A 24,312-nucleotide genomic window follows, 5' to 3' on the forward strand; every position below is an offset into this window, starting at 1 on the left:
GCTGGGGGCATGGCAGACGGGCGCGTGGAGCGCGGTAACCAGACGCGGCGGACGGTCCTCGATCGGACCGTGCGGGTCGCCTCCGTGGACGGGCTCGAAGGCCTGTCGCTGGGCAGGATCGCCACCGATCTGGGGTTGAGCAAGAGCGGGGTGTTCGCCCTGTTCGGCTCGAAGGAGGACCTCCAGCTCGCGACCGTCCGCGCCGCCGTGGACGTGTTCGTGGAGCACGTCGTGCGCCCGGTGCACCGGGAGCCCACGGGCGTCGCCAAGGCCTGGCTGCTGTGCGAGCGCTGGCTCGCGTACTCGGCGGGGCGGGTCTTTCCCGGCGGGTGCTTCTTCGCCACGGTGTCGGCCGAGTTCGACGCCCGGCCCGGTCCGGTCCGCGACGAGATCGCCAAGGCGCGGTCCGACTGGACGCGTTACGTGGAACGGGTCCTGGACGAGGCCCGGCTGGCGGGCGCGTTCCGTGATGCGTTCGGTGCGGCGGAGGTGCCGCAATTGGCCTTCGAGATCATCGCGTTGATGGAACTGGCCAACGCCCACTCGCTGTTGCTGGAGGACTCCGCCGCCTACGAGCGGGCCGCCCGGGGCATCCTCGATCGACTGAGGGCCGCCGCGGTCGCCCCGGAAGGACTACCGGAACGGCCACCCACCGCTGTCGGAGCCGCCTGACGCGACCACCGTCGGAGCCGGCCGGGCCGGGGCCCCTGCCACGGACCGGCGGACCGGTCGCCGCCGGGGCCCGACGGGACCGGCCCCCGACGCGGCCGGGCGGCTCAGTGGACCGCGGCCGTCCGCATCCCGGCGAGGAACCCGGCCGTCGCCGCGACCACTTCGGGGTCGCGAAGGATGCGTCGGTGACCGAGGCCATGGGTCTCGATCAGCCGGGCTCGCTCCCCGTAGGCCTCCGCGAGCGCCCGCGACTGGGCGGGCGCGGTCGTGTCGTCCTCGATGTCGTGCACGAGCAGGATGCGTTCCGGAGCCGGGCCCGGGTCCACCCGGGCATCCAGTCGGCGCCAGATGTCCGGCACTCCCGCGAAGAGCCGGTGTTCGATGTGGTCGCGCAGCGCCCGTACGACGGCCGGCCCGGCGGGCAGGGAGCGACGGAACCCCTCGATGACGGGGTCGAAGTGAGCGACGCCCCCGATACCGACCACGCGCTCAGCCCGGATGCCGTCCCGCAGCGCGAACAGGCTGGACAGGACCCCGATGGAGTGGGCGACGATGGCGGAGAACTCGCCGTGTTCCCGGTGCAGTTCGTGGATGATGTCGCGGAAGTCGCGTACCGAGGCGGCCCGACCGCCGGACTCCCCGTGCCCGGGGGCGTCGAAGGCCACCACGGTGTGCCCCTCGGCGCGGAGCGCCGTCACGAAGGCGGCGAACCGCGAGGCGCGCGAGGACCAGCCGTGCACCAACAGCACCGGGCGCGGTCCGTCGCCCCATCGGTACGTGGTGACGGACGCGCCGTCGACGGTCAGCGACCCCCTCTCGGCCCGCCCCATCGGCTCGACCTCCTCGGGCCGCAGCGGAGGTCGCCCGAGGGGGCGGATGAACAGCGCGAACGCGGCCTTCCCCGCTTGTCCCGGGGCCACCCTGGCGGCGATGTCGAGGGTGACGCTCACAAGTGCAGCCATGGGACGCATGCCCACTCCTCCGGATCTTCGCGGCACCGACAGACGTCGGCAGGACCATGAAAAAATGTTAGCACGATCGTTCGTGTTTATTGAGGGGCGAACACCGGGCGCCGCCGTAGCGAAGTGCGCACGCCGGGCCACCCCGTTCGCGGCCCTGAAACTCGCGGCCCCGAAACCCCCGCAAGTCGTCCGATCATGTCGGGTCGACGCCCACCCGGGACGAAAGAGCTGATCAGACATGCCACAAGGCATCCAAACCCTTTGACGTCCGAGCGAGAGCGGTGCTCTACTCCCTGCCATGAGCACCTCAACAGAGCTGGTACCGGCCCTGGTCGTCGACGAGACGACCCGGCTCCTGACCGAGCACTACGTCTTCCCCGAGCCGGCCGAGCAGCTCGGCGTCCTGCTGCAACGACGCCTCTCCGAGGGCGCCTACGCCGTCGACGACGCCGAGGAGCTCTCCCGGTTGGTCACCGCGGATCTGCAGTCCGTCAACGGTGACCGGCACCTGAGGCTGAAGCACCACGCCGAACCGGTGTCCCCGGAGCGGGGCGCGGCCTCCCTGGAAGCGATGCGCCGGGACTTCGACACGACGCTGGGCGGTGTGCCCCGGGTGCAGTTGCTCGACGGGGAGGTGGCCGTGCTGGAGCTGGCACCCATGCTGTTTCCGCTGCCGTGGGCCGCCGAACCCCTCAGCGCCGCGCTCACCCTGGTCTCCCGCGCACGGGCGCTGATCGTCGACCTCCGCACCAACCGGGGCGGCGACCCGGACACGGTCGCCTTCGTCTGCGGCTACCTCCTCGACGAGCGCACCCACCTCAACACGATGCACTGGCGGAGCCGCGACAGCGAGCAGTCCTGGAGCCCGCCGCATGTTCCGGGCGCCCGCTTCGGCGGCAGCAAGCCGTTGTACGTGCTGTCCGGCGAGAGCACCTTCTCAGCCGCCGAAGAACTGGCCTACGACCTCCAGCAGCTCGGCCGCGCCGTGGTCGTCGGCGAGGGCACCCGCGGCGGCGCGCACCCGTGCCAGGGTTTCACGGTGCACCCGCATCTGGAGGCCACCATCCCCGTCGGCCGCGCCGTCAACCCCGTCTCCGGGACGAACTGGGAGGGCGTCGGGGTGCAGCCGGACGTTCCCTGCGCCGCTGCCGACTCCCTCGCCCGCGCCCACGCGCTGGCCCTCGACCGCCTGTCGGGCTGACCGGCTGCGGGGCATGACCTCGGCGGCGGGGGCCGGGCTGCGGCGGCCCCCGCGTGACCGGGCTCCTCGTCGCGCCCCTCTCGGCGCCGGCCCACCCGGTCGGTGGCGTCAGGGCGCGGGGAGGTGGGTCAGCCAGTGGGTGAGGGCGTCGAAGTCGGTTTCGGTGAGGCCGGTGCGGGGGTCGACCCGGTGGAGGAGGGTGGGCCGCGGATGGTGGGCGGCCGCCCGGGCGCGGTCGGCCGGGGTGATCTCGTCGTCGAACCAGGCGAACGCGCGATTCCCCGCCCAGGCCATGAGCGGACGGGTCTTCCAGTGCGTCCCGTCCCGATGCCCGTCGCCCGGCGGCTCGGGCCATTCGACCACCGGTAGTTCGGGCAGTCCCAGGAGGGGGGCGACGGTCTCGTTGGCCTCCCCGCCCCATGTCGTGGCCCACACCGGATCACACGGGAGCGCCAACAGTCGTGCCCCGATGGCGGGGTCGAGCCGGGCGAGCAGCGGATTCCCGGATGCCTCCCACGGCGTCGGGTACGTGCGGTAGCCCGTTCCGCCGAAGGGAATCAGCGGCCCGTCGACATCCAGGAACAGCAGCGGACGAGCAGGTGCGTCAGCCACGGGCGCCGCCCCGGGTCGACCGGCCGCCGTCGGGTGCGGAACCTTCCGGCATGGTCGGGGCCACCGGTTCGTCGGCGGGCCGCTCGGGCGCCCCGAACCGCGCCAGGCAGTGCCACACCTTCTTCAGCGCCTGGGGGTCATGGCGGCCGGCCCGTGCGGCGTCGCCGATGATCCGGGGATCGAGCACTCCGTCGACGGCGATCCGGGCTCCCAGCTCGACGTGTTCCCGGCCGCGGTAGTCGGGGTGACGTCGGAGTTCGTCCACACCGAGCCGAAAGCCGGGGTGCCACTCCACCGGGCAGCCGAGGCGCAGGGCCGCGGCCTCCACCTCCGTTCCCCGGTAGCAGGGGTCCAGGACAAGCGCCTCCGCATGGTGGCGCGGCCGGACCGGGCCGTGGACCTGGGCCTCGATGTAGTCGTCGAGCTCGTCCTGCTCGTCCGCGAGGGCGATCCCGAGCAGTCCCATGCGCGCCGCGACCCCGAAATCCGAGGGTTCCAGGAAGCTGTCCGGGTAGCAGAACGTGGTCCGCGACATCGCTTCGGTCGACAGGCGGAAGTGGGCGGACCCGAAGCGGGCCGCCCCGCCGACCGGCTTGTGCCGGAAGTTCAACGCACCGTAAACGGGGCGCGCATGAGGGCTCGCGGTGTCGTAGGCACCGTCGAAGATCCGGCTCTCCCAACGCCACCGGTCGCCACCGGCGTGGGCGGTCAGGCCGCCGTTGCTGGTCCCCGTGACGAACTGCGAGTGGTAGACACCGGACTCGGCCAGGGCGTCCAGGATCGGCCGGCCCCGCCAAGGGCGGTCCGGGTGGAAGTTGAGGGTCACCCGCAGCTTCGGGTCCACGGGAGGACCCGATGCCAGTCCGGCGACGTGGCGAAGGGCGCGTTCCTGTGCTGTCGGGGTGGTGGCGGAGCTCATCAGCACAGTGTTTCCCGAAGTGAGGGACCGGTGCACGTGGATTGTCCGCCGACGCCCCGCCCCCGACCCTGGACGGATCGGGCGCCGCCCGCCCCGGCGCCGAACCCGACTCCTAGTCGGTGTCGGTGGCGCCCGGAGGGTCCTGGTGTTTGGCTCGGCTCGGCTGGACCCTCTTGGGTTCGCCGGGCATCTTCGGGTAGTCCGGCGGGTAGGGCATGTCCCCGAGCCCGTGCTCGTGCTCCTGCCGGTCGGCGAGTTCCAGGATCGTGTCGAGCGAGAAGGCGTGGTCGTCCATATCGGCGTGCAGGTCGCCGAGTTCGGCGAACCGGGCCGGCATCGTCACGATGTCGAAGTCGCGCGGTTCGGCGTCGTCCACCTCGTCCCAGCGCAACGGTGCGGAGACCGGGGCGTGGGGGCGCGGACGGACCGAGTAGGCGGAGGCGATCGTCCGGTCGCGCGCCGTCTGGTTGTAGTCCACGAAGATGCGCTCGCCGCGTTCCTCCTTCCACCAGGCCGTGGTGACCTTGCCCGGCATCCGCCGCTCCAACTCCCTGCCCAGGGCGATGGCGCATCGCCGGACCTCGGTGAACGTCCAGCGGGGTGCGATCGGCACGAACACGTGCAGGCCTCGCCCGCCCGAGGTCTTGGGCCAGCCCCGCAGCCCCAGTTCCTCCAGCAGTGCACGCAGTTCGTGGGCGGCGGCCACCGCGTGGTGGTAGTCGGTGCCGGGCTGGGGGTCCAGGTCGATGCGGAGTTCGTCGGGCCGGTCGGTGTCGTCGCGGCGCACCGGCCAGGGGTGGAAGGTGAGGCAGCCCAGGTTGGCGGCCCACAGGACAGCGGCGGGCTCGGTCGGACAGATCTCGTCCGCCGTGCGCCCGCTGGGGAAGGCGATGTGGGCGGTCGGGATCCAGTCGGGCAGGTTCTTGGGCGCGCGCTTCTGGAAGAAGGACTCGCCCTCCACCCCCTCCGGGAAGCGTTCCAGGGTCGTGGGGCGGTTGCGCAGGGCGCGCGTGATGCCGTCGGCGACGGCCAGGTAGTACTCGGCGACGTCCCTCTTGGTGAGTCCCCGTTCGGGGAAGTAGATCTTGTCGGGACTGGACAGTCGTACCGCCCGCCCGCCCGCTTCGAGCTCGATCGCACCACCGGCAGCACCCATGTGCGCCACGGTAGGCGGGCTCGGCCGGGTGCGCATACCGGGCGGAGCCGGACGCACCACCGCAGAATCCTGGGTATGGATCTCCCGGTGATGCCCCCCGTGAAGCCGATGCTCGCGAAGTCCGTGTCCACGATCCCGGCCGGCATGCAGTACGAGGCCAAATGGGACGGCTTTCGGGCGGTCGTGTACCGCGACGGCGCCGAGGTCGAGATCGGCAGCCGCACCGGTAAGAGCCTGACCAGGTACTTTCCCGAGCTGGTGACAGCCTTGCAGGACAACCTGCCGGATCGCTGCGTGGTGGACGGCGAGATCGTGATCGTGCACGACGGGCGGCTCGACTTCGATCGACTGACCGAACGCATCCATCCCGCCGCCTCCCGCGTGAAGCTCCTCGCCGGGACGACACCCGCCAGTTTCGTCGCCTTCGACCTGCTCGCCCTCGGCGACGACGCCCTCCTCGACACCCCGCTCGCCGAGCGCCGCAGCGCCCTCGTCCAGGTCCTCTCCACCGCCCGTCCCCCCGTCCACCTCGCGCCCGCGACCACCGACCCCGCGCTCGCGCGGGAGTGGTTCGAGCAGTTCGAGGGCGCCGGCCTGGACGGGGTGATCGCGAAGCCCCTCGATCTCCCGTACCGGCCCGATGCCCGCCTCATGTTCAAGATCAAGCACGAGCGTACGGCCGACGTGGTCGTCGCGGGTTTCCGTTTCCACAAGAGCGGTCCGATCATCGGATCGCTCCTCCTCGGGCTCCACGACCGGCACGGAACCCTCCAGCACGTGGGCGTCTGCGCCGCCTTCCCCATGAAGCGCCGCGCCGAACTGGTCGAGGAACTCGACCCGCTGCGCATGGACGACCCGCACGACCATCCCTGGGCGGCGTGGGCCGAGGAATCCGCGCACGAGAGCGCCCGCCTGCCCGGCGCCCAGAGCCGCTGGACCGGCAAGAAGGACCTCTCCTGGGTGCCGCTGCGCCCCGAGCGCGTCTGCGAGGTGGCGTACGACCACATGGAGGGCGACCGTTTCCGGCACACGGCCCAGTTCCGCCGCTGGCGCCCGGACCGGACCCCGCAGAGCTGCACCTACGCCCAGTTGGAGGAGGTCATCGGCTACGACCTCGCCGAGGTACTGGGCGCCGGCGGCTGACACCCCGGGGCGATCCCTCCACCGGACACCCCGCACCCGGTAGCCCTCAGACCGCCGTCAGTCGTTCCCAGCGCGCCCGGTCCGGGCCCACCGCGTTCGGGGAGTAGTCCGGCCGGGCCGCCAGCCACCGGGCCACCCTGGCCCGGATCCGGGGGTCCGCGTACGCCCGTTCGGGGGGTTCGGCCAGGTGCCGGACCTTCGCGCGCGCCCGCATCACCTCCGGGTCCTCCAGCGCGCAGTCGAACAACGCGGACACCTCCCGCGCCGTTCCCGTACGCCCCGCACGGGTCGCGAAGCGCTCCCCGATGGCCGTGTCGGCGACGACCTGGAAGTCGAACCAGGGCTTCAGCGTACGGACGGCCCAGTCGTGGTAGTCGGTGGCGAACCGGGCCGTTCCCGGATCCCGGTGCGCCGACCGGGCCACCCGGTGCGCGGCCCACAGGGCCAGCGAGGTCCCCTGCCCCAGGGTCGGGTTGGTGTGGGTGAGGGCGTCCCCGACGGGGACGAGTCCGCTCACCACGGGGCCCCGCTCGTCCGCCAGGGCGCTCCACCGGTTGTCGAGGCTCGCCATGGCCAGTACGCCGGACAGCGGTTCGGCGCCCGTCTCCAACCAGGCGGCGCCGGGCGGGAAGGCGCGGGCTGCGGCGTCGAAGACGGCCGGGGTGCGCAGTGCGCCACGGCTGGGGTCGTCGGTGTGCACGAACAGGGTGACGGCGAAGATCCTGTTGTCGGCGGGGAAGACCGCGCAGCCCGCGAAGGATCCGCCCGTCACGGTCCACGGCCGGCGCGGTCCCTCCTCCATGCCGTCGGGCAGCCGGTACCAGCGGCAGAAGTACGCGAGCCCGGTGCGGTGCCGCTCGACGGCGGCGGGCCGGCAGCCGGCCGCCGCCAGCAGGCGTTCGACGCCGCCGCGCCGCCCGGCCGCGTCCACGACCAGGTCACCCGCGTAGGCCCCGCCGCCCGCGGTCACCCCGGTCACCCGGATCCCCGATCCCGATGCGGCCCCCGGTCCGGGTGCGGGTCCGGTTCGGGAACCGTCCCCCGCCCCTGTTCCGGCGTCGCCGACCGTGACGAGTCCCTCCACGGGTTCCCCGTACCGGGTCACCACGCCCTGTTCGGCGCGCAGCGCCGTGGCCAGGGCGCTCTCCAGCACGATGCGGCGCGCCTGGAGCATGACGAGGTCCTCGTCGCCGGGCAGTGCGGGCGGGCGGGCGTCGAACCAGTCCAGTTCGTGCCGCTCGCGCGCCCCGAGCCGGAGCATCTCGGCGTGCACGTCGGGCAGTTCGTCGAGCAGCACCTTGCGTGCCGCGCCGAGCAGCACGTGCGGTTGCGCCGCCTGCGGGACGGTGGGGCGCCGCCAACGGAAGAAGTCCCGGTCGAGGGCGGTGCCGGGGGCTCGGGTGTCCCGCTCGAACAGCTCGGCGGTGTGTCCCCGGCGCGCCGCCAGCAGCGCGGTGGCCAGCCCCGCGATGCCTCCGCCGATGACCAGCACATGTGCCATTGCGTCCCCCTGGCGGCCGATGAACCGTACGACGATCACACCGCCAGAGCCTGCACGGACGAGCCTCGAACGAAACCCGCACGCTTGTCCGAATCGCCGCGTTTTCGGCCCGGCCCCGGTCAATCCTCCGCTCCGGGCACGGCTACCGGCCGGCCCGCCCCGCAGCGCCCGCGGCCCCGTCCTGGACGCCCGCCCCCGCAGCGGCCCGCCACGCCGCGACCGCGTCGCGCGTCCCCGCGCCGACGAGGTCGGCGTTGATCGCGACGGCCGCGCGGACGCCCTGGGCAGCCGCACCGGACACCTGTTCCACCGGGGAGGTCACGTTCCCGGCGACCCACACGCCCGGCAGGGCTGTGGCTCCGGTCGCCGGCTCGGACTCGACGCACGTGCCGATCGGCACCCCGTCGCGCTCCAGCGTCGTCGTCGGCAGGCCCAGACCGGTGAGCACCCCCGAACGGGCGGTGAACCGCGGAGCCACCACCAGCGCCCGGCACTCCACCGTGGCCCCGCCGGCCAGTTCCAGCCCCGTCAGCCGGTCCCCCTCGACGATCAGGCCCGTCGCCTCCCCCTCGACCACGACGATGCCCAGGGCGGCCATCGCCTCCAGGTCCTCGGGGCCGGGCCCGTGGCCCTGCGCGACGAGGGTCACCCGGGGACTCCACTGCCGCCACAGCAGCGCCTGGTGCACCGCGAGCGGACCGGTCGCGAGGACCGCCAAGGGCTGGTCCCGCACCTCCCAGCCGTGGCAGTACGGGCAGTGCAGCACGTCCCGCCCCCAGCGCTCCCGCAGGCCGGGCAACTCCGGCAGTTCGTCCACCAGCCCCGTCGCGACGAGCAGCCGCCGCGCCCGGACGGACGAACCGTCCGCGCAGCGCACCAGGAAGCCGGCGTCCTGTTCGCGGTCGGCGGCGACGGCGGTCCCCGCGCGCCCGGACCGGAACCGCGCCCCGTACCGGGCGGCCTCCTCCCGACCCCGGGCCAACAGAGCGGCGGGGCTCTCCCCGTCCTGCCCGAGGTAGCCGTGCATGTGGGCGGCGGGGGCGTTGCGCGGGGTCCCGGAGTCGAGCACGAGCACCGATCTGCGGGCCCGGGCCAGGGTCAGCGCCCCGGCGAGGCCGGCGGCCCCGCCGCCCACGATCGCCACGTCGTATGCGTCCCGCTTCACGTTGTCCATGGCCGTGAGGGTGTGCCCGGACGGTGGCGCTTGACAAATCACGTTGCCGAACCGGCAAATGGAACCATGACCGACGGGAACGAACGCCCCGAGCGAGCCACGCCCCGCCCCCACGCCGTGGTCGGCGTCGGATTGATCGTGATCGGGGCCGATGACCGGATCCTGCTCGGCCAGGCACACGACGGCCGCTGGGAACTCCCGGGCGGCAAGGTCGATCCCGGGGAGGGCTTCGAGCAGGCAGCCGCCCGCGAACTGGCCGAGGAGACGGACCTGCGAGCCGCACCCGAGGACGTCGAAGTGCTCTCCGTCGGGATCGACTCGGCATCCGGAGTGACCCGGCTGACGGCGGCGGCCGTGACCCGCGCCGCCACCGGGACGCCCCGCGTCACCGAACCCCACAAGATCGTCCGCTGGCGGTGGTTCGCCCCGGCCGGGATCCCCGCGGAGCTCTACGCCCCCACGGCCGCGGTGCTGCACAGTTGGCGCCCCGACCTCACGCCTGGGCCACAGGGCGCCTCGTACCCCTGCCGCGCCGCGCCGACCGCCGGTTCCTGAGTCCGCCCAAGGCCCTCGACCCGGGCAGGGCCTTCCCCCGGCGGCTCCGGCGTGCCCGGGTCCCCGTCCCGCGCCGCCCCTCAGGCGGTGGCGGCCGCGGCGGTGGCGACGGTGGCCGCGACCATCGCGGCCTGCATGTCGCGGATGGCCATCCGGACGCTCTCGGCGGCCCACTGACCCGCGGCTATCTCCTTCATCCTGGGAGTCACGGTCCTGACCGGCGTTCCCGGGAAGGCCAACCGGTGCAGTTTCGCCGAGTGCAGCAGGGAGATCAGCCCCGCCGTCCGCTCGTCCGGCTCGGCGCCCTCCAGGACGACCGCGGCGAGCCGCTCCCGCAGGGCGCGCTCCACGGATCCGTCGACCTCGGGATGGCGTCGATGCGGGAACACCCCGAGGAACTTTCGCACCTCCTCGACGACCAGCCCCCGAGCCGCCAGGCTCTCCAGGGCGGCGCCCACCGCCTTGGTGCTGTCCTTGGTCAGCCACTGCGTGGCCCGGCGCCGATCCCGGTTCCCCAACCAGGTCCGTATCAACAGCAGCCTGCCGTCGAGCAGTTTCTCGCCGGTGGGGGTGGGATCGGCGAGCGTCAGGAACTTGCCCTCCACCGACACCCGCTCCGCCATGACGAGTTCGAGCAGGATGGCGCCCGCCACGGCCCATCCCGCAGCCTGCCGCTGCCTCGCCACCCCGGACTCGTCGTCCAGGGACAACAACATGATCTCCTCGGCCAGCGTGATCGCCATGACCGTTCCCCCTCGCCCCGTGACCGTCTCACCCCTTAGGACGTCCGGCGACCACCTGGAGTTCCGCCCCCTCGCACACGAGTTCCGGCCCAGTGGCGGAGCGACCCCTTCTGCCCCGGTTCAGCCCCGGTTCAGCCCCGGTTCGAACCTGGTTCAGGCCCGGTTCGAACCTGGTTCAGGCCCGGTTCAGGCCCGGTTCAGGCCCGGTTCAGGCCCGGCGCCCGACCTGTGGTGCGAAGTTGCCGTCCGCCAGGTCCTCCGCGAGCAGTCGCTTCGCGATCGCGTCGGCCGCCACCCGCAGTTCGGCACTGCGCGGCCGTCCGCGGTCCTTCTCCAACTGGTCCCCGAGCCATTTCGCCCACGCCTCGGAGATGACGTCGGCCTCCCGCTGACCGGCCCGGGTCAGGGAGAAGAAGTGGCCGTCGCGGGTGAGGTAGCCCTCCTCCACCATCCGGTCGTAGACCGGGAGCAGGACCTCGGGCGGTACGGAGCGTCGCCCCGCGATGAGGCCGAGGCTCGCGTGGCCGATGGTGCGGGTCATCCGTTCGACCTGCATGACCGCCCACGCGCCGCCCATGTCCAATCGGGTGTCGGAGGCGTGCACGATGCCGCGCGCGTCCTTCGCGCCCATGTTCCGTACGATCTTGCCGACGGCCAACTCCAACAGTTTGGCGGAGTCCCCGGAGGCCGTGGCGGGCGAACCGAAGCCGTCGCCCATGTCGGTCGATCCGGCCCGGGCCGAGTCCCGCAGCTTGACCTCCTTGAGGAAGAGCGCCACCACGAAGCCGACCGCGGCCACCGGTACCGTCCACAGGAACACCGTCTGGAGGGTGTCCGCGTACGCCGCGATGACCGGGCCGGCCGCGTCCGGGTCGAGTCCGCGCACGCCTTGCGGGCTCTGCGCCGCCGCCGCCAGGCGCGCCGGGTCCTCCCCGGTGCCGCGGGCCGCCTCGCCGACGGCCGTCTTCAGCGCGGGAGCCAGGGTGTTGGCGTAGATGGTGCCGAACACCGCGGTCCCGAAGGCGCTGCCGAGCGTCCGGAAGAACGTGACGCCGGAGGTGGCCGTGCCCAGGTCGGCGTAGTCGACGGTGTTCTGCACGACGATGGTCAGCACCTGCATGCACAGGCCGATCCCGGTGCCCAGCACGAACATGTAGAGGGACGCCAGCCAGGCGCTGGTGCCCGGCCCCATCATCGACAGCAGGTACAGCCCCAGGCCCATCACCGCGCAACCGACGATGGGGAAGATCCGGTAGCGGCCGGTCTTGCTGACGAAGTTGCCGCTGAAGATGGAGGCGATGAGCAGCCCGATGACCATCGGCAGGGTTCGTACGCCCGAGATGGTGGCGGAGTCCCCGTCCACGTACTGCAGGTAGGTCGGCAGGAAGGTCATCGCGCCGAGCATCGCGAAACCGACGACGAAGCTGAGGACGGAGCAGATCGAGAAGACCGGGTTCCCGAACAGCCTCATGGGGAGCATCGGTTCCAGGGCGCGGAGCTCCACGAGGCAGAACAGGGCCAGGGCCACGACGCCGCCCGCGAACAGGCCGATGATCATCGGGGAGGACCAGGCGTACTCGTTGCCGCCCCAGCTGGTGGCGAGGATCAGGGCGCTCGCGCCGACCGAGACCAGCGCGATGCCGAGGTAGTCGATCACGGTCTTGCCGGACGCCCGGACCGAGGGGATGGTCCGCGCGGCCGCGATCACCACGAGGATGGCGATGGGCACGTTGACGTAGAAGCACCAGCGCCAGCTCAGGGAGTCGGTGAACAGCCCGCCCAGCAGCGGCCCGATGACCGTGGCGACGCCGAAGACGGCGCCGATGGCGCCCTGGTACTTGCCCCGTTCGCGCAGCGGCACCACATCGGCGATCAGCGCCATCGCGGTGACCATCAGACCGCCGGCCCCGATGCCCTGGACGCCTCGCCACAGGATCAGGAGGGTCATGTTGCTCGCGAAGCCGCACAGGAAGGAACCGGTGATGAAGACGATCGCCGAGATCTGGAAGATCAGTTTGCGGCCGAAGACGTCACCGAACTTGCCGACCAGCACCGTCGAGACGGTCTCCGCGAGCAGGTAGGCGGTCACCACCCACGACATGTGGTCGCCGCCGCCGAGGTCCGCCACGATCGTGGGCAGCGCGGTGCCCACGATCGTCTGGTCGAGTGCGGCGAGCAGCACACCCAGCATGATCGTGCCGAAGATGACATTGCGCCGCCGCCGGTCGAGCACGGGGGGCGCGGCGGCCGTGGCGGGGGCTGTGGTCACTCTCGCACTCTCACAGCGCACCCGCCGTCCCGCATGCGGCACGGGGCCGTACGGGTGATCCCGGTCCGGGATCAGCGCAGGTGGGCGAGGCCGGGATGCTCCGTCGCGTAGCCGTCGAGCAGCTTCCTGGCCACGGTCACGGAGTCGACGAGCGGGTGCAGGGCGAAGGCCTTGACGGCGTCCGCGCGCGAGCCGCTCTCCGCGGCGGCCAGCACTTCCCGTTCCACCGCCTTGACCGAGGTCACCAGGCCCACCGCGTGCAGGGGCAGCGGGGCGACGGCGACCGGGTGGGCGCCGTTCGCGTCGACGAGGCACGGCACCTCGATGACCGCTTCCGCGTCGAGGACGGACAGCGTGCCCCGGTTGCGGACATTGAGGATCAAGGTGGCGCGTTCGTCCCGGGCGATGGCCCGCATCAGGGCGAGGGCGACCTTCTCGTAGCCGCCGGACTCCAGGTCGCTCCCGTCGCGCTCGCCGACGCCGGCCGCCTCCCGGTTCTCGGCCATGTACGTGGCCTCCCGTTCGGCCCGGGTCCGGTCCCAGGCCGAGAGCGCCGATCCGGGGGACGTCCCGGGGCGCCCCGCCTCGGCGTAGAAGCCCCGCTGCTGGTCGCGCAGGAAGGCACCGCGCGTCTGCTTGGCCTCCTGGTACGCCCGTACGGTGTCACGGTTGAAGTAGTAGTAGTGCAGGTACTCGTTCGGGATCGCTCCGAGGGAGCGCAGCCAGTCGGCCCCGAACAGCCGGCCCTCCTCGAAGGACTCCAGCGCCTCGGTGTCGGCCAGCAGCCGGGGCAGTTCGTCGCGACCGGCGATTCGCAGGCCGCGCACCCAGCCGAGGTGGTTGAGGCCGACGTAGTCGATCCAGGCGTCCTGCGGGCGGGCGCCGAGCAGCCGGGCGATCCGGCGGCCGAGTCCGACCGGCGAGTCGCAGATGCCGATGACCCGGTCGCCCAGTTCCCGGGCCATCGCCTCGGTGACCACGCCGGCCGGGTTGGTGAAGTTGATGACCCAGGCCTCGGGCGCCGTACGGGCGATCCGGCGCGCGATCTCCCGGGCCACCGGCACGGTCCGCAGGCCGTACGCGACACCCCCCGCGCCGACCGTCTCCTGACCCAGCACTCCCTCGGCCAGGGCCACCCGTTCGTCCGCGGCCCGGCCTTCCAGGCCGCCGACGCGGATGGCGGAGAAGACGAAGTCGGCCCCCCGCAGGGCCTCGTCCAGGTCCCGGGTGGCGGTGACCGTCGGGGCGTCCGGGACGCCGGCGGCCTGCCCGGCGAGCACCCGGGCCATGGCGGTGAGCCGGTCGGGATCCTCGTCGTACAGGGTCACGTGTGACACCCGGCCCTCGGCATGGTCCCCGAGGAGTGCTCCGTAAACGAGCGGAACACGGAATCCGCCCCCGCCGAGGATGGTCAACCGCACGCCTCTTACCGCCCTTTCGCCGTCACCACCGGAACCCGCCGGAACCCGTCGGAACCGCCCGGTCCCCGGGGGGACCCGTGGGTCCCCCCGGAACCCCCGACCCATCGGAACCCGCGGCCCGTGCCGCGGCCCCGGACACGAACGATGCCACGGCCCGTGACATCCGCGCATGACGCGGATCGTGGCACGGATCGTGGCATCCACACGGCGGTACCCACCGCGACACCGTGGCCGAGGGCCCGTGCCCCCGGCCGGTCAGTCCCCCAGCGACGGCACGGCCCGCAGCCGCGCCCCCTGCTGCTGCGGGACACCGCCCCCGCCGCGCACGGGTCCCCTGGGCAGGCCCTGCGGGGCCGAGAGCACGAGGGTGATGCGGGTGAGGCCCATCGCGTCCAACATTCGGCTGGATTCCGCCACCATGCGGCAGCGCACCACGCCCCATCCCGGGTCGGGATGGCGGACCGTTCGTACCGCTCCGTCCTGTTCGGCCGCCGCCTCGCCGTGGGTGCTCAGCCAGTGCGGGACGCCGTAGCGGTAGGCGGCCTCCATGAACGGGTCACGGGCCACCTCCTGCCGGATGCTCCGCAGCCCGTCGTCCTCGGGAGCGGCCGACAGGGCCGTCGCGAACTGGGCCAGCAGCGGTACGCACCAGGCCGGTTCGTGGTCCTCCAGCACGGCCGCGGCGTCCGGGTGGAACAGCACGAAGCGCAGGAAGTTGTCGTCCGGCAGGGCCGTCGGGTGCGGGCGCACCGACTGGAACAGCTGGTCGAAGGCGGAGTTGGTGAGCGCCACGTCCCATCTGTGGTCCACCAGGAAACTCGGGTAGGGAACGGCCTCCATCAGGGCCGCGTAATCACACAGGTAGTCGCGCTGGGCCGGGTCCTGGGGCAGTCGGCTCTCCTCGGCCGCGCGCCACGTGGGCGGCGGATCCCGGTCGACCATGACCCGGAAGAGCCAGAAGCACTGCCTCTCGCTCATCTCCAGGGCCTCGGCCAGGGCGAGGAGCTTGCGGTCCGTCCACTCCTTGACGAGTCCGCGCTCCCAGTTTCCGTAGGCGCGCACGCTGATGCGCAGCCGCGACGCGAGGTCCTCCTGGCTCAGCCCGAGTTCCTCACGGCGCTGGCGCAAAATCTCCTTGCGCCGTTCCGACCGCACTGCGCCACGCGCGGACTCTTCGCCCGCCAGGCGTTCCTCACCGGCTCGGACGAGGCCATCAGACGGGCCCACCGCTGCGAGATGTGGCACCGAGAGCTCCCCCTCCTCACGGTCTGGATCTTCATTTACGTGTGGCGATCCTGCTACCGACTTCATTCGAGTGTCAACTATTGTGGCAATTCCAGCCTGGCGACAGCTCATTCCCGCCACAGCTGTGGCAAGTTCTAGCTCTCCCGAGGCAGACCGGATAGATTCCCTGAGGCCGACCACGTGCCCACTGACCTCGCGCGATCTAGGAGAACCACTGGTGACAGACGGCTTCCCGGCTCCCGTCGCGGTGGCCAACGCGCCCCTGGCAGCGACCGTCACGCGGGTCGCCGAACTCGCGAACAAAATGGGCCGCACCCTGAACCAGGTCTTCGACCTGCGCCGGTTGTCGGACGCGTCCGGGGTACCGACGGACGTGATCAAAACCCTCCTCGACGGCCGACCCGCCGGCGAACCCGACCTCCAGGCCCGTTTCCTCCAGCGGCTCGACCTGCTCCGGCGCACCCGCGTCAAACCCAACGGCCGCCGCTACACCCAGCAGGAGATCGCGGACGGCGCCGGCATGTCCCGGCAGCAGGCCGGCGCACTGATCAACGGCGACCGGCGGCCCACGATGGAACACTGTGACGCGATCCAGCGCTTCTTCGGGGTGCACGCCGGCTTCCTCACCGCCCACGACGCCGACGCCCTCACCGACGCCCTCCAGCGCACCGAGCAGCAACTGCTCCAGGACTTCGCCGGACGCGAGCGGCAAACCGTACCGGCCGAAGCCGCTTCGGCCGGCGATCCGCTGGCAAGACTCCTGCAGGACCACGGAGTACGGGGCATCGCCTGGCGCGCCGCCCAACTGCCCAGTGACAAGCACCGGGACAAGGTGACCGAATGGCTGGACATGCTTCTCGAAAGTGTCAAACCGAACGAATCATGACCCAGTCGAAACTCTGGATCTGATCCTTGAATCCTGATCCGGATCCACGCCGACGGGGAGAACGGTGAGCATAGGCAGAGCGCAGCGGCGGTTGTGCGGGGAGCTGGTGGCCGGCATCAGGCTCACCGCCCCCGTGGAACCCGTCGACCTCTACGCCGCCCTCTGCGAGGGCATGAGCAGGCACCGAGGTCGCCGGGTGGACTTCCGTATGGCCGCCTTCCCGCAGGGAACGGCCAGTGGCCTGTGGCTCGACATGGCGGACCGCGACCTGGTGGTCATCGAGGAACGCACCGCCCCCGACCACCAGCTGGTGATCCTCGGCCACGAGCTGTGGCACATGAAGGCCGGCCACTGCAGCCACCACGTCGACGGCGCCGCCGTGGCCGCCCGCATGCTCACCGACGAGGCCGACCTCGGCGAGACCGTCCGCCGGGTCGCCGCGCGCACCCGCGCCGACGTCCAGGAGGAGACGGAGGCGGAGACCTTCGGCCTGCTCCTGGGCAGCCGGTGTCGCACCTGGCTCGCCGGAGCCGCCGGGCACCGGGCCCCTGCCCAACGCGATGAGCTGGCGGGTCGGATCGAGACGTCCCTCGGCTACCGGGGGCACAGGAAAGAACGTTGAACAGGAACCACCGTTGAACGGTCAGGACTACTACATCCCGGCAGCCGCGATGGCGATCTCCCTCGTCTTCAAGCTGCCGGCGCTGCGCGCCAACTGGCGTGATCCGCTCCTGCGGTCCGTCTGCGTCCTGCTCGTCCTCGCCGGAGCGGTGTTCACCTTCGCAGCCCCGCCCACCATCGCGGCCGTCAACCGCTGGACGGGGATCCCGAACCTCTCCGCGCCGCTGGTGTACTGCCTGATCACCGCCTTCAGCGCGTCCTGCCTGATCCTGATCGTCAACTGGCGGGGCGGTCCCCCGGAGGAGACGCGGCGCACCTCGCGCCGCTGGATCGCCGGCTACTCCGTCGTGATCGTGGCGATCATCGTGCTGTTCGTGCTCGGCGACGTGCCCGAGGAACGGCTGCGCGACTTCGACACGCACTACGCGAACACCCCGTACATCCGCGTGATGATCGCCCTGTACCTGTTGGCCCACAACGTGGCCGCCGTGACGATGGTCGCGATGTGCTGGCGCTGGTCCCTCCAGGTGCGCGGCTGGCTGCGGACCGGCCTGGTGACGATCGTGTCCGGCTACGCCTTCAGCATCACCTACGACGCCACCAAGTTCGCGGCGGTCATCGCCCGCTGGACCGGCAACAACCTGGACGCCCTGAGCACCTACGCCGCCCCGCCGCTGGCCTCGGCCGGAGCCCTGGTCAGCGCCGTGGGCTTCGTGATACCGCTGGTGTGCCAGCGGGCGTCCGACCACTGGGCGACCTGGGCGAGGTACCGGCGACTCGGCGCGCTGTGGCACGAGGTGCAGAGCACCGCGCCCAGCGGGACCCCCTCCGTGCGGATGTCCTGGTGGTCCCCCGCCGAGATCCGGGTGATCCAGCGGGAGTCCGACATCCATGACGGGTTCCTGCGACTCGGACCCTGCTTCGACCGCAGGCAACGGGAGGACGTCCTCGAACTCGCGCTGGCGGACGGGGCGGACGAGGCGACGGCCCGCGCGATCGCCGACGCCGCGATGGTGGCGGCCGCCGTCCGGGCCGGCGCCGTCGATCCCGACGGCCCGGGGGACGCCGACGCGGACTCGGAGGACCACGTGCTCATCGTCGCCGACGGGCCGCGCGACCTCGTACGGATCTCGCACGCGCTGCGGCATTCGCCGCTGGTGGCCGCCGCCCGCCGGCGCACGCCCGTACCGGGGACCTGACCCCCGCCCGAGGGGTCTGCCCGGCCGTGGCCCGGTTCAGTGGGAGGCCGTCACCGACACCGCCGGGAACAGGTCCTGGAACGGGCCCGCGGAGTCGACCCCGTCCCGCCCGTACGGTGCGTCGAAGCTCCACACCATGAACAGCAGGAACACGATCAGCGCGCTGAACAGGCCCGCCAGCAGCAACTCGCGCCCGGAGCGGCGGATCTGCAGCGTGAAGATCAACCCGATGGTGACGATGCCGCCCACCAGCAGCCCGAACCAGACCACCCCGGGCAGGGTGGAACCGGAGCTCTGGGTGCGCGAGTGCCGGGCGTCGTCGGCGGTCGCGATGTGGTCGAGCAGCGGCTGGTAGGCCTGTGCCTGGAGCTCGGTGGCCGGGCTCTGGTGGGTGACGTCCGTGCGCAGCTTGCCGAGGAGCACGCCGCCCTCGGCGGAGGACGCCTCTCCGGACGTCAGCAGCGGCCAGTCGACGTCCACGGTGTGGGAGACGTACGCGTCCACCTCGCCGCGGATCCGGTCGCGGACGGCGGCCGGGTAGACGTCCGCGCGCTGGGTGACCTCGTACAGGGACTGGGCCTCGCGGCGCACGCTGTCCTCGGCAGCGCCGCGCGCCTCCCAGACCCCGGCGATGGCCAGGCCCAGGACGATCGCGTAGACCACCCCGACCATCATGGTCATGTACTCGATCACGTCGGGGGTTTCGCTGGTGTCCTCGTCGTCCGCGACCCGACGGTGCCGGATCGTGGTGATGGTGAGGACGAGGGCGCAGACGAGCGCCATGGCGATGGCCAGGACCAGCCATTCGGACACGAGGGATCTCCCGTTCGTGGGTGCGGTGGTACGAGGGGTGCGCGGGTGGCGGGGCTGCGAGGGCCTGTCGTCAAAGTCCCGTCGTCGCCCGCGAGGCAGACGGGACTTTGACGACAGGCCCTAGCCGCGGCCCTTGGAGCGGGGCCGCAACGCGGCGGCCGCCAGCACGGCGGGGGTGGTGACGACGGCCATGAGCGTCATGGTGCCGAGACCGTCCGGGCCGCGCCGTTCCAAGGCCGCCGAGTGGTACGGGCGCATGCGGAAGGCGCTGGCGAAGCCGGCGGCGGCTCCCGGCGCGGGCGGAGCGGGGGCTTCGGCCGACGCGGTCTCCGGTTCCGCCGCGGCGGCCGGCGGAACCGGGGCGGGCTTCGCGTCGTCGCCCGGCGCCGGGGCCCCGGGCGGGCCGGACGGAACCGCCGGGGCGGGGAGCGCGGGGAGGCCGGGGGCGACGCCGGGATGGTGGACGGTGGGCCGCCCCGACGGCGACACCGTGACCCGGGGGGAGGGCGTCACCGGGGACGGCGCCGGGGGCCGCACGACGGGCGGGTCCGCGGGCCGCGGCCGACCCGTAGGGGGCCGTACCGTCCCGCCGGGCACGCACACGTCGACCCGGGCGCCGCGGCCGTTGCCGTCACCCGCGACGGCCACGTGACCGTGCAGGGGGCACAGCGCGGCCACCAGGCCCGCCCCGGCGAAGTACTGCCAAGCCGTCACCGCTGTCCTCCCGATCGGCAGCCACATGAGGGTTACGGCTGAAGAAACGATCAAGGGGCGAGTTCGACACGCGGCGGACAGGTCAAGATCTTTGTCCGAAGGTTCGTTCCGGGGCGGCCCGGACCCTGCCGTCGGAGCCCCTTCGTCACCCGGAGGCGGCCCGCGCGGCCCCCTCCCGACCATCCGCCTCCCGTCCGCCCCTCACCCTGCCGGCCCACCACACCACGCCGCTCCCGACCGCCCCGCCCATGATCGGAGGAGCGGATCCGCAGCTCGGCCGGGATCGCACGGTGGTGGAGGGACGGTGGCGGGTGGCAGCACCGGAGCACGGGGCCCACGCGGCGGAAGCGCCCGGCCCCGACGAGCCGCCCGCCCCGACCGGCCGGTTCGCCTTCCCCAGTGCCCTGACCGTCCTGGCCCTGGTCACGGTGGCGGTGTGGCTGCTGGCGTTCCTCGTCCCGGCCGGACAGTACGCCCGGGGCGAGGACGGCGCCCCGGTCTCCGGCACCTACCACCGGGTCGACGACACCAGGAGCCTCACCGACCGGCTGACCGACCTCTTCCTGGCCCCCGTCAACGGCCTCTACGGCATCCAGGACACCACCACCGGCGAGGTCGGGCCGAGCTTCACCGGCGCGCTGTACGGCAGCGCCGGCGTCTTCCTCTTCGTCCTGGCGATCGGCTCCTTCATCACCGTCGTCTTCGCCACCGGCGCCCTCGACCGCGGCATCGCCCGCCTGGCCCACCGGTTGCGCGACCGCGGCGCACTGCTGATCGCCGCCGTGATGGTGGTGTTCTCCGTCCTCGGCACCGTCGAAGGCTTCGCCGAGGAGACCCTCGGCTTCTACGGCCTGTTGGTGCCGATGATGCTGGCCCTCGGCTACGACCGGCTCGTCGCCGTCGGTTCCTCGATCCTGGGCGCCGGCATCGGCGTGCTGTGCTCGACCGTCAACCCGTTCGCCACCGGAGTGGCCTCCTCGGCCGCCGGCATCTCCCTCGGCGACGGGATCCTGCTGCGCTCCGTGATGTGGGTGGTGCTGACCACGGTCACGGTCCTGTACGTCATCCGCTACGCGCGGCGCGTCCGGAAGGACCCCTCGAAGTCCCTGTGCGGGTTCCTGCCGGGCGACCGCATGCAGAAGGCCTCGGCCGACTCCGCCGAGGAACCCGCGCTGTCACGGCTGCACAAGGCGGTCCTCGTACTGCTCGTCCTGGTCTTCGCGTTCATGATCTTCTCGGTGGTGCCGTGGTCCGGCGCGCTCACCGGCAAGGCGGACGCGCGACCCTGGTCCTGGGAACTGGACTGGTCGTTCCCGCAGCTCTCCGCGCTCTTCCTGTGCGCGGCGGTGCTCGTGGGAGTGGTGGCGCGGATGGGCGAGGCGCGGCTCAGCTCCACGATCATCCAGGGCGCGGCGGACTTCATGTCCCCCGCCCTCGTCATCATGCTGGCGCGGGGCGTCACCGTCATCATGAACAACTCGAAGATCACCGATACCGTCCTGCACTCCATCGAGGGCGTGGTGAAGGGGACTTCTTCGAGCCTCTTCGCGGTGATCGTCTTCGTGGTCAACCTGCCGCTGGCCTTCCTGATCCCCTCCACCTCCGGTCACGCCACCCTCGCGATGCCGATCCTGGCCCCGCTCGCCGACTTCGCGGGCGTGTCCCGCGCGATCGTGGTGACGGCATGGCAGGCGGCGAGCGGCTGGATGAACCTCTGGGTGCCGACCACGGCCGTCACCATCGGCGGCGTCGCCCTCGCGAAGGTCGGCTACGACAAGTACCTGCGCTTCGTCTGGCCGCTGCTGGCGATCCTCTTCGCCCTGATCTGCGGCTTCCTCGCCCTGGGCGCCGCCCTGTGAGCCAGGGGCGGGAGCCACCCGCCGGCGGCGCGTGCCCCGCCGATCGGCACCGCGCGGAGGCCATGCCGAAGCGCGTCACGGACGTCCTGGCTGAACCACAGTGCCCACCAGAGCCCTTCGTTCCACAGACCGTGCGTCTCCTCCGACACCGGTGCCGCGTGCCCGCACCGCCGTCGTGTACGTAGGCTTGCTCCAGCCCGCTCCACACCGCCGCACAGAGGAGTCCCATGCCCCGGCTCGCCATCTCGGAGGAGTCATTCGACGAGTACGACGGGCTGGAGAATCACGTGAATCCGTCCGACATCGCGGTGTGCGCCCACTTCAACACCCCGGTCGACGCGGTGATCGGGCGGCTTCGGCGGGACGGCATCGCCGCGGTCGCCGTGAAGGACGCCACCGGGCCGTCGGTGAGCGGGGTGCGGGTGGCGACGATGCACACCATGAAGGGGCTCGAATTCCGTTGCGTGGCCGTCGTGGGCGTCGCGGACGGGGTGGTGCCGTTCCCGCCGCAGGTCACGCCCGCGCAGGTGGACCCGTTGCAACACCGGAGCGACCTGACCGCCGAGCACTGCCTGTCGTTCGTCGCCTGCACGAGGGCCCGGGACGCGCCGGCCGTCTCCTGGCACGGGGCGCCGTCCCCCCTGCCGGCCGCGGCGGTCCCCGACGCGGCCGTCCGCGCGTAGTGGCCTCCGTGGGCGACGGCGGCCCGCCCGTCACCGTGTGGGGCGTGATGCGGCGACCTCGCGTGTTCCTCGGGTCGTGGTGGCCGTGGCGTTGCTGGGCGTATCTCGGGAGCGGGGCCGTGCTCGGCTACCTGGTGCTGCTGGTACTGGCGGCACTGGTGGGGCTCGGGGTGCTGTTGTCCGTGGTCGGGCTCGGGCTGGTGCTGCTGGTGGCGGCCGTGGCGGGCGCGGTCCCGCTCGGCACGTTGGAGCGGTGGCGACTTCGTTGGGTCGATCCGGACCGGGTCGCGGATCCGCACACGTCCCTGGGCGGGGCCGGCGCGCCCGCCTGGCTGCGGACGCGGCTGCGGGAGCGCGCCACCTGGCGGGAGTTCGGATACGCCGCGCTGCTGGGGCCCCTCTTCGGTGTGGCCGGTTTCGGGGTGATCACGCTGCTGGCGGGCTCCTGGATCCTGGTCGCCACGCCCGTCATCGTGTGGGCCATCGCCCCGGACTCGGTGATGCTGATACCCGGCCGCGCGGTGGCGGATCCCGTCGAGGGGCTGGCCGGCACCGCGGTGGGTCTGGTGGGCCTCGTCGTCGCCGCGTACGCGGGCGCGCTGCTCGCCGGGGCGCAGGTGAAGGTCGCCCGGTTGCTGTTGGGACCGCGCGCGGAGGACGGCAGGGTGTTGGAGCTGACGCGCTCCCGGGTCCGCCTCGTCGACGCCTTCGAGGCGGAACGGCGGCGGATCGAACGGGACCTGCACGACGGGGCGCAGCAGCAACTGGTCGCGCTCAGCATGACGCTGGGGCTGGCCGAGATGGAACTGCGCGGGGTGTCCGGAACGGCCGCGGCGGCGGCACTCGTGAGCCGTGGGCGCGGCGAGGCGAAGCTCGCCCTGGAGCAACTGCGCGACCTGGTAAGGGGGATACACCCGCAGGTGTTGACCGACCACGGTCTGGCGGCGGCCGTCGCCGAGGTGGCCCTGCGCCATCCGGTGCCGGTGACGGTCGATCTGCCGGTGCCCCGGCTGCCCGAACCGGTCGAGACCACCGCCTACTTCACCGTCACGGAAGCACTCGCCAACGCCGCGAAGCACAGTGGCGCCTCGCACGTGGATGTCGCCGGTAGGGTCGAGGACGGCCGGCTCACCCTCACCATCAGCGACGACGGCCGCGGCGGGGCGGATCCCGGCGCGGGGGCGGGCCTGGCGGGTCTCGCGGACAGGGTGGCGATGTTGCAGGGCAGGCTGATGGTGTCCAGTCCGGAGGGCGGGCCGACGGAGCTCCGGGTGGAGGTGCCGTGCTCCGGGTGATTCTCGCCGAGGACTCGGTGCTGTTGCGGGCCGGGTTGTCGGAGTTGCTGACACTGGGCGGCCACCGGGTCCTGGCGGCCGTCGGCGACGCCCCCGAGCTGTTGCGGGCCGTGGCGGCCGAGCGGCCGGACGTGGTCGTCACCGACGTACGGATGCCGCCCGGCCTGCGCGACGAAGGACTGCGGGCGGCGCTGGAACTGCGCTCCCGGGACTCCTCGTTGCCGGTGCTGGTGCTGTCCCAGTACGTGGCGACGGCGTACGCGACCCAGCTGTTCGCCGCCGGTCCGGCGGCCGGGCTGGGCTACCTGTTGAAGGACCGGGTCGGCGAGGTGACCGAGTTCCTCGACGCCCTGCGGCGGGTCCACGCCGGGCAGACGGTCATCGATCCGGAGGTGGTCCGGGTGCTGCTCGCCCCCGCCCCGCGGGACCAGCCCCTGGGCCGGCTCACCCCGCGCGAGCGGGAGGTCCTGGCGCTGATCGCCGAGGGGCTCAACAACCAGACGGTCGCGGAGCGCCTCTTCATCACGGAGGCGTCGGTGGTCAAGCACGCCGGAAGCATCTTCTCGAAGTTGGAGCTGGACCCCGCCGAGGGCAACCGTCGCGTCCTGGCGGTCCTCGCCCACCTCCGCGACCGCGCCGGCGCCTGAGCCGTTCCGCCGGGAACGGCCC

At 72.4% G+C, this 24,312-nt stretch carries 22 protein-coding genes and 1 pseudogene; 11 read left to right on the forward strand and 12 right to left on the reverse strand.

Features of this window, described 5'->3' with window-relative positions; genetic code table 11:
- Positions 1-9 precede the first annotated feature (9 nt).
- Positions 10-672, forward strand: coding sequence for a TetR/AcrR family transcriptional regulator (locus ACZ58N_RS14815; protein ID WP_471159037.1), 663 nt, complete (start codon positions 10-12; stop codon positions 670-672).
- A gap of 104 nt (positions 673-776) precedes the next feature.
- Here the strand turns inward: ACZ58N_RS14815 and ACZ58N_RS14820 are convergent, their stop codons facing one another.
- Positions 777-1,634 carry an alpha/beta hydrolase gene (locus ACZ58N_RS14820; protein WP_471159039.1) on the reverse strand — a complete coding sequence of 286 codons (858 nt, stop codon included), beginning with the start codon at positions 1,632-1,634 and terminating at the stop codon, positions 777-779.
- A 298-nt stretch (positions 1,635-1,932) separates the two neighbouring features.
- Between ACZ58N_RS14820 and ACZ58N_RS14825 the strand changes: the two genes are divergently transcribed.
- The gene (locus ACZ58N_RS14825; RefSeq protein WP_471159041.1) at positions 1,933-2,835 is read left to right on the forward strand and encodes a S41 family peptidase; all 903 of its coding nucleotides are present in this window, start codon (positions 1,933-1,935) and stop codon (positions 2,833-2,835) included.
- A 108-nt stretch (positions 2,836-2,943) separates the two neighbouring features.
- Here ACZ58N_RS14825 and ACZ58N_RS14830 read toward each other — a convergent pair whose 3' ends face one another.
- From ACZ58N_RS14830 to ligD, 3 genes are all read right to left on the reverse strand, one after another.
- Positions 2,944-3,447, reverse strand: a complete 504-nt coding sequence (locus tag ACZ58N_RS14830) for an HAD domain-containing protein (RefSeq protein WP_471159043.1) — start codon at positions 3,445-3,447, stop codon at positions 2,944-2,946.
- The gene (locus ACZ58N_RS14835) at positions 3,440-4,366 is read right to left on the reverse strand and encodes a DUF3626 domain-containing protein (RefSeq protein WP_471159045.1); all 927 of its coding nucleotides are present in this window, start codon (positions 4,364-4,366) and stop codon (positions 3,440-3,442) included. Before ACZ58N_RS14835 ends, ACZ58N_RS14830 begins: the two co-directional genes overlap by 8 nt.
- A 112-nt stretch (positions 4,367-4,478) precedes the next feature.
- Positions 4,479-5,522 carry a non-homologous end-joining DNA ligase gene (gene ligD, locus ACZ58N_RS14840; protein WP_471159047.1) on the reverse strand — a complete coding sequence of 348 codons (1,044 nt, stop codon included), beginning with the start codon at positions 5,520-5,522 and terminating at the stop codon, positions 4,479-4,481.
- Between the two features lie 75 nt (positions 5,523-5,597).
- Here ligD and ACZ58N_RS14845 point away from each other — a divergent pair, with 75 nt between their 5' ends.
- On the forward strand, positions 5,598-6,665 hold the full coding sequence (locus ACZ58N_RS14845) for an ATP-dependent DNA ligase (RefSeq protein ID WP_471159049.1): 1,068 nt from the start codon (positions 5,598-5,600) through the stop codon (positions 6,663-6,665).
- A 46-nt stretch (positions 6,666-6,711) separates the two neighbouring features.
- Here ACZ58N_RS14845 and ACZ58N_RS14850 read toward each other — a convergent pair whose 3' ends face one another.
- Positions 6,712-8,166: an FAD-dependent oxidoreductase gene (locus ACZ58N_RS14850; RefSeq protein WP_471159051.1), complete on the reverse strand. Its 1,455-nt coding sequence runs from the start codon at positions 8,164-8,166 to the stop codon at positions 6,712-6,714.
- Positions 8,167-8,308: 142 nt separating this feature from the next.
- Complete coding sequence (locus ACZ58N_RS14855) at positions 8,309-9,340, reverse strand: NAD(P)/FAD-dependent oxidoreductase (RefSeq protein WP_471159053.1); 1,032 nt, start codon at positions 9,338-9,340, stop codon at positions 8,309-8,311.
- Positions 9,341-9,406: 66 nt separating this feature from the next.
- On the opposite strand from ACZ58N_RS14855, the gene ACZ58N_RS14860 reads away from it, so the two are divergent.
- Positions 9,407-9,895, forward strand: coding sequence for a nucleotide triphosphate diphosphatase NUDT15 (locus tag ACZ58N_RS14860; RefSeq protein ID WP_471159054.1), 489 nt, complete (start codon positions 9,407-9,409; stop codon positions 9,893-9,895).
- A gap of 80 nt (positions 9,896-9,975) precedes the next feature.
- On the opposite strand, the gene ACZ58N_RS14865 is transcribed toward ACZ58N_RS14860, so the two are convergent.
- From ACZ58N_RS14865 to ACZ58N_RS14880, 4 genes are all read right to left on the reverse strand, one after another.
- Complete coding sequence (locus ACZ58N_RS14865; protein WP_471159056.1) at positions 9,976-10,638, reverse strand: GOLPH3/VPS74 family protein; 663 nt, start codon at positions 10,636-10,638, stop codon at positions 9,976-9,978.
- A 208-nt stretch (positions 10,639-10,846) separates the two neighbouring features.
- On the reverse strand, positions 10,847-12,907 hold the full coding sequence (locus ACZ58N_RS14870) for an MDR family MFS transporter (RefSeq protein ID WP_471159058.1): 2,061 nt from the start codon (positions 12,905-12,907) through the stop codon (positions 10,847-10,849).
- Between the two features lie 71 nt (positions 12,908-12,978).
- Entirely contained in the window at positions 12,979-14,328 is a 1,350-nt protein-coding gene (locus tag ACZ58N_RS14875) for a 6-phospho-beta-glucosidase (protein ID WP_471159060.1), read from the reverse strand.
- Between the two features lie 255 nt (positions 14,329-14,583).
- Positions 14,584-15,456 carry a helix-turn-helix domain-containing protein gene (locus ACZ58N_RS14880; protein ID WP_471159061.1) on the reverse strand — a complete coding sequence of 291 codons (873 nt, stop codon included), beginning with the start codon at positions 15,454-15,456 and terminating at the stop codon, positions 14,584-14,586.
- Between the two features lie 334 nt (positions 15,457-15,790).
- Here ACZ58N_RS14880 and ACZ58N_RS14885 point away from each other — a divergent pair, with 334 nt between their 5' ends.
- The 3 genes from ACZ58N_RS14885 (at position 15,791) to ACZ58N_RS14895 (ending at position 18,279) form a co-directional block, all read left to right on the forward strand.
- On the forward strand, positions 15,791-16,459 hold the full coding sequence (locus ACZ58N_RS14885) for a helix-turn-helix domain-containing protein (RefSeq protein WP_319190695.1): 669 nt from the start codon (positions 15,791-15,793) through the stop codon (positions 16,457-16,459).
- A 64-nt stretch (positions 16,460-16,523) separates the two neighbouring features.
- On the forward strand, positions 16,524-17,081 hold the full coding sequence (locus tag ACZ58N_RS14890) for a toxin-antitoxin system, toxin component (RefSeq protein WP_281206047.1): 558 nt from the start codon (positions 16,524-16,526) through the stop codon (positions 17,079-17,081).
- A gap of 13 nt (positions 17,082-17,094) precedes the next feature.
- Positions 17,095-18,279: an MAB_1171c family putative transporter gene (locus ACZ58N_RS14895; RefSeq protein ID WP_471159062.1), complete on the forward strand. Its 1,185-nt coding sequence runs from the start codon at positions 17,095-17,097 to the stop codon at positions 18,277-18,279.
- Between the two features lie 36 nt (positions 18,280-18,315).
- Here ACZ58N_RS14895 and ACZ58N_RS14900 read toward each other — a convergent pair whose 3' ends face one another.
- Positions 18,316-19,092, reverse strand: a complete 777-nt coding sequence (locus ACZ58N_RS14900) for a bestrophin-like domain (protein ID WP_471159063.1) — start codon at positions 19,090-19,092, stop codon at positions 18,316-18,318.
- 120 nt (positions 19,093-19,212) lie between these two features.
- Complete coding sequence (locus ACZ58N_RS14905; RefSeq protein WP_471159064.1) at positions 19,213-19,806, reverse strand: hypothetical protein; 594 nt, start codon at positions 19,804-19,806, stop codon at positions 19,213-19,215.
- 248 nt (positions 19,807-20,054) lie between these two features.
- On the opposite strand from ACZ58N_RS14905, the gene ACZ58N_RS14910 reads away from it, so the two are divergent.
- The 4 genes and pseudogenes from ACZ58N_RS14910 (at position 20,055) to ACZ58N_RS14925 (ending at position 24,290) form a co-directional block, all read left to right on the forward strand.
- Positions 20,055-21,665 (forward strand): YfcC family protein, encoded by a 1,611-nt coding sequence (locus ACZ58N_RS14910; RefSeq protein WP_471159065.1) that lies wholly within the window; start codon positions 20,055-20,057, stop codon positions 21,663-21,665.
- 287 nt (positions 21,666-21,952) lie between these two features.
- A pseudogene (locus ACZ58N_RS14915) lies at positions 21,953-22,348 on the forward strand (3'-5' exonuclease); the annotation flags it as partial.
- Between the two features lie 47 nt (positions 22,349-22,395).
- The gene (locus tag ACZ58N_RS14920) at positions 22,396-23,643 is read left to right on the forward strand and encodes a sensor histidine kinase (protein WP_471159250.1); all 1,248 of its coding nucleotides are present in this window, start codon (positions 22,396-22,398) and stop codon (positions 23,641-23,643) included.
- Positions 23,631-24,290 (forward strand): response regulator transcription factor, encoded by a 660-nt coding sequence (locus ACZ58N_RS14925; RefSeq protein ID WP_471159066.1) that lies wholly within the window; start codon positions 23,631-23,633, stop codon positions 24,288-24,290. The genes ACZ58N_RS14920 and ACZ58N_RS14925 overlap by 13 nt, the downstream gene beginning before the upstream one ends.
- Positions 24,291-24,312: the final 22 nt, after the last annotated feature.

The organism is Streptomyces sp. NPDC040432, from assembly GCF_055595445.1.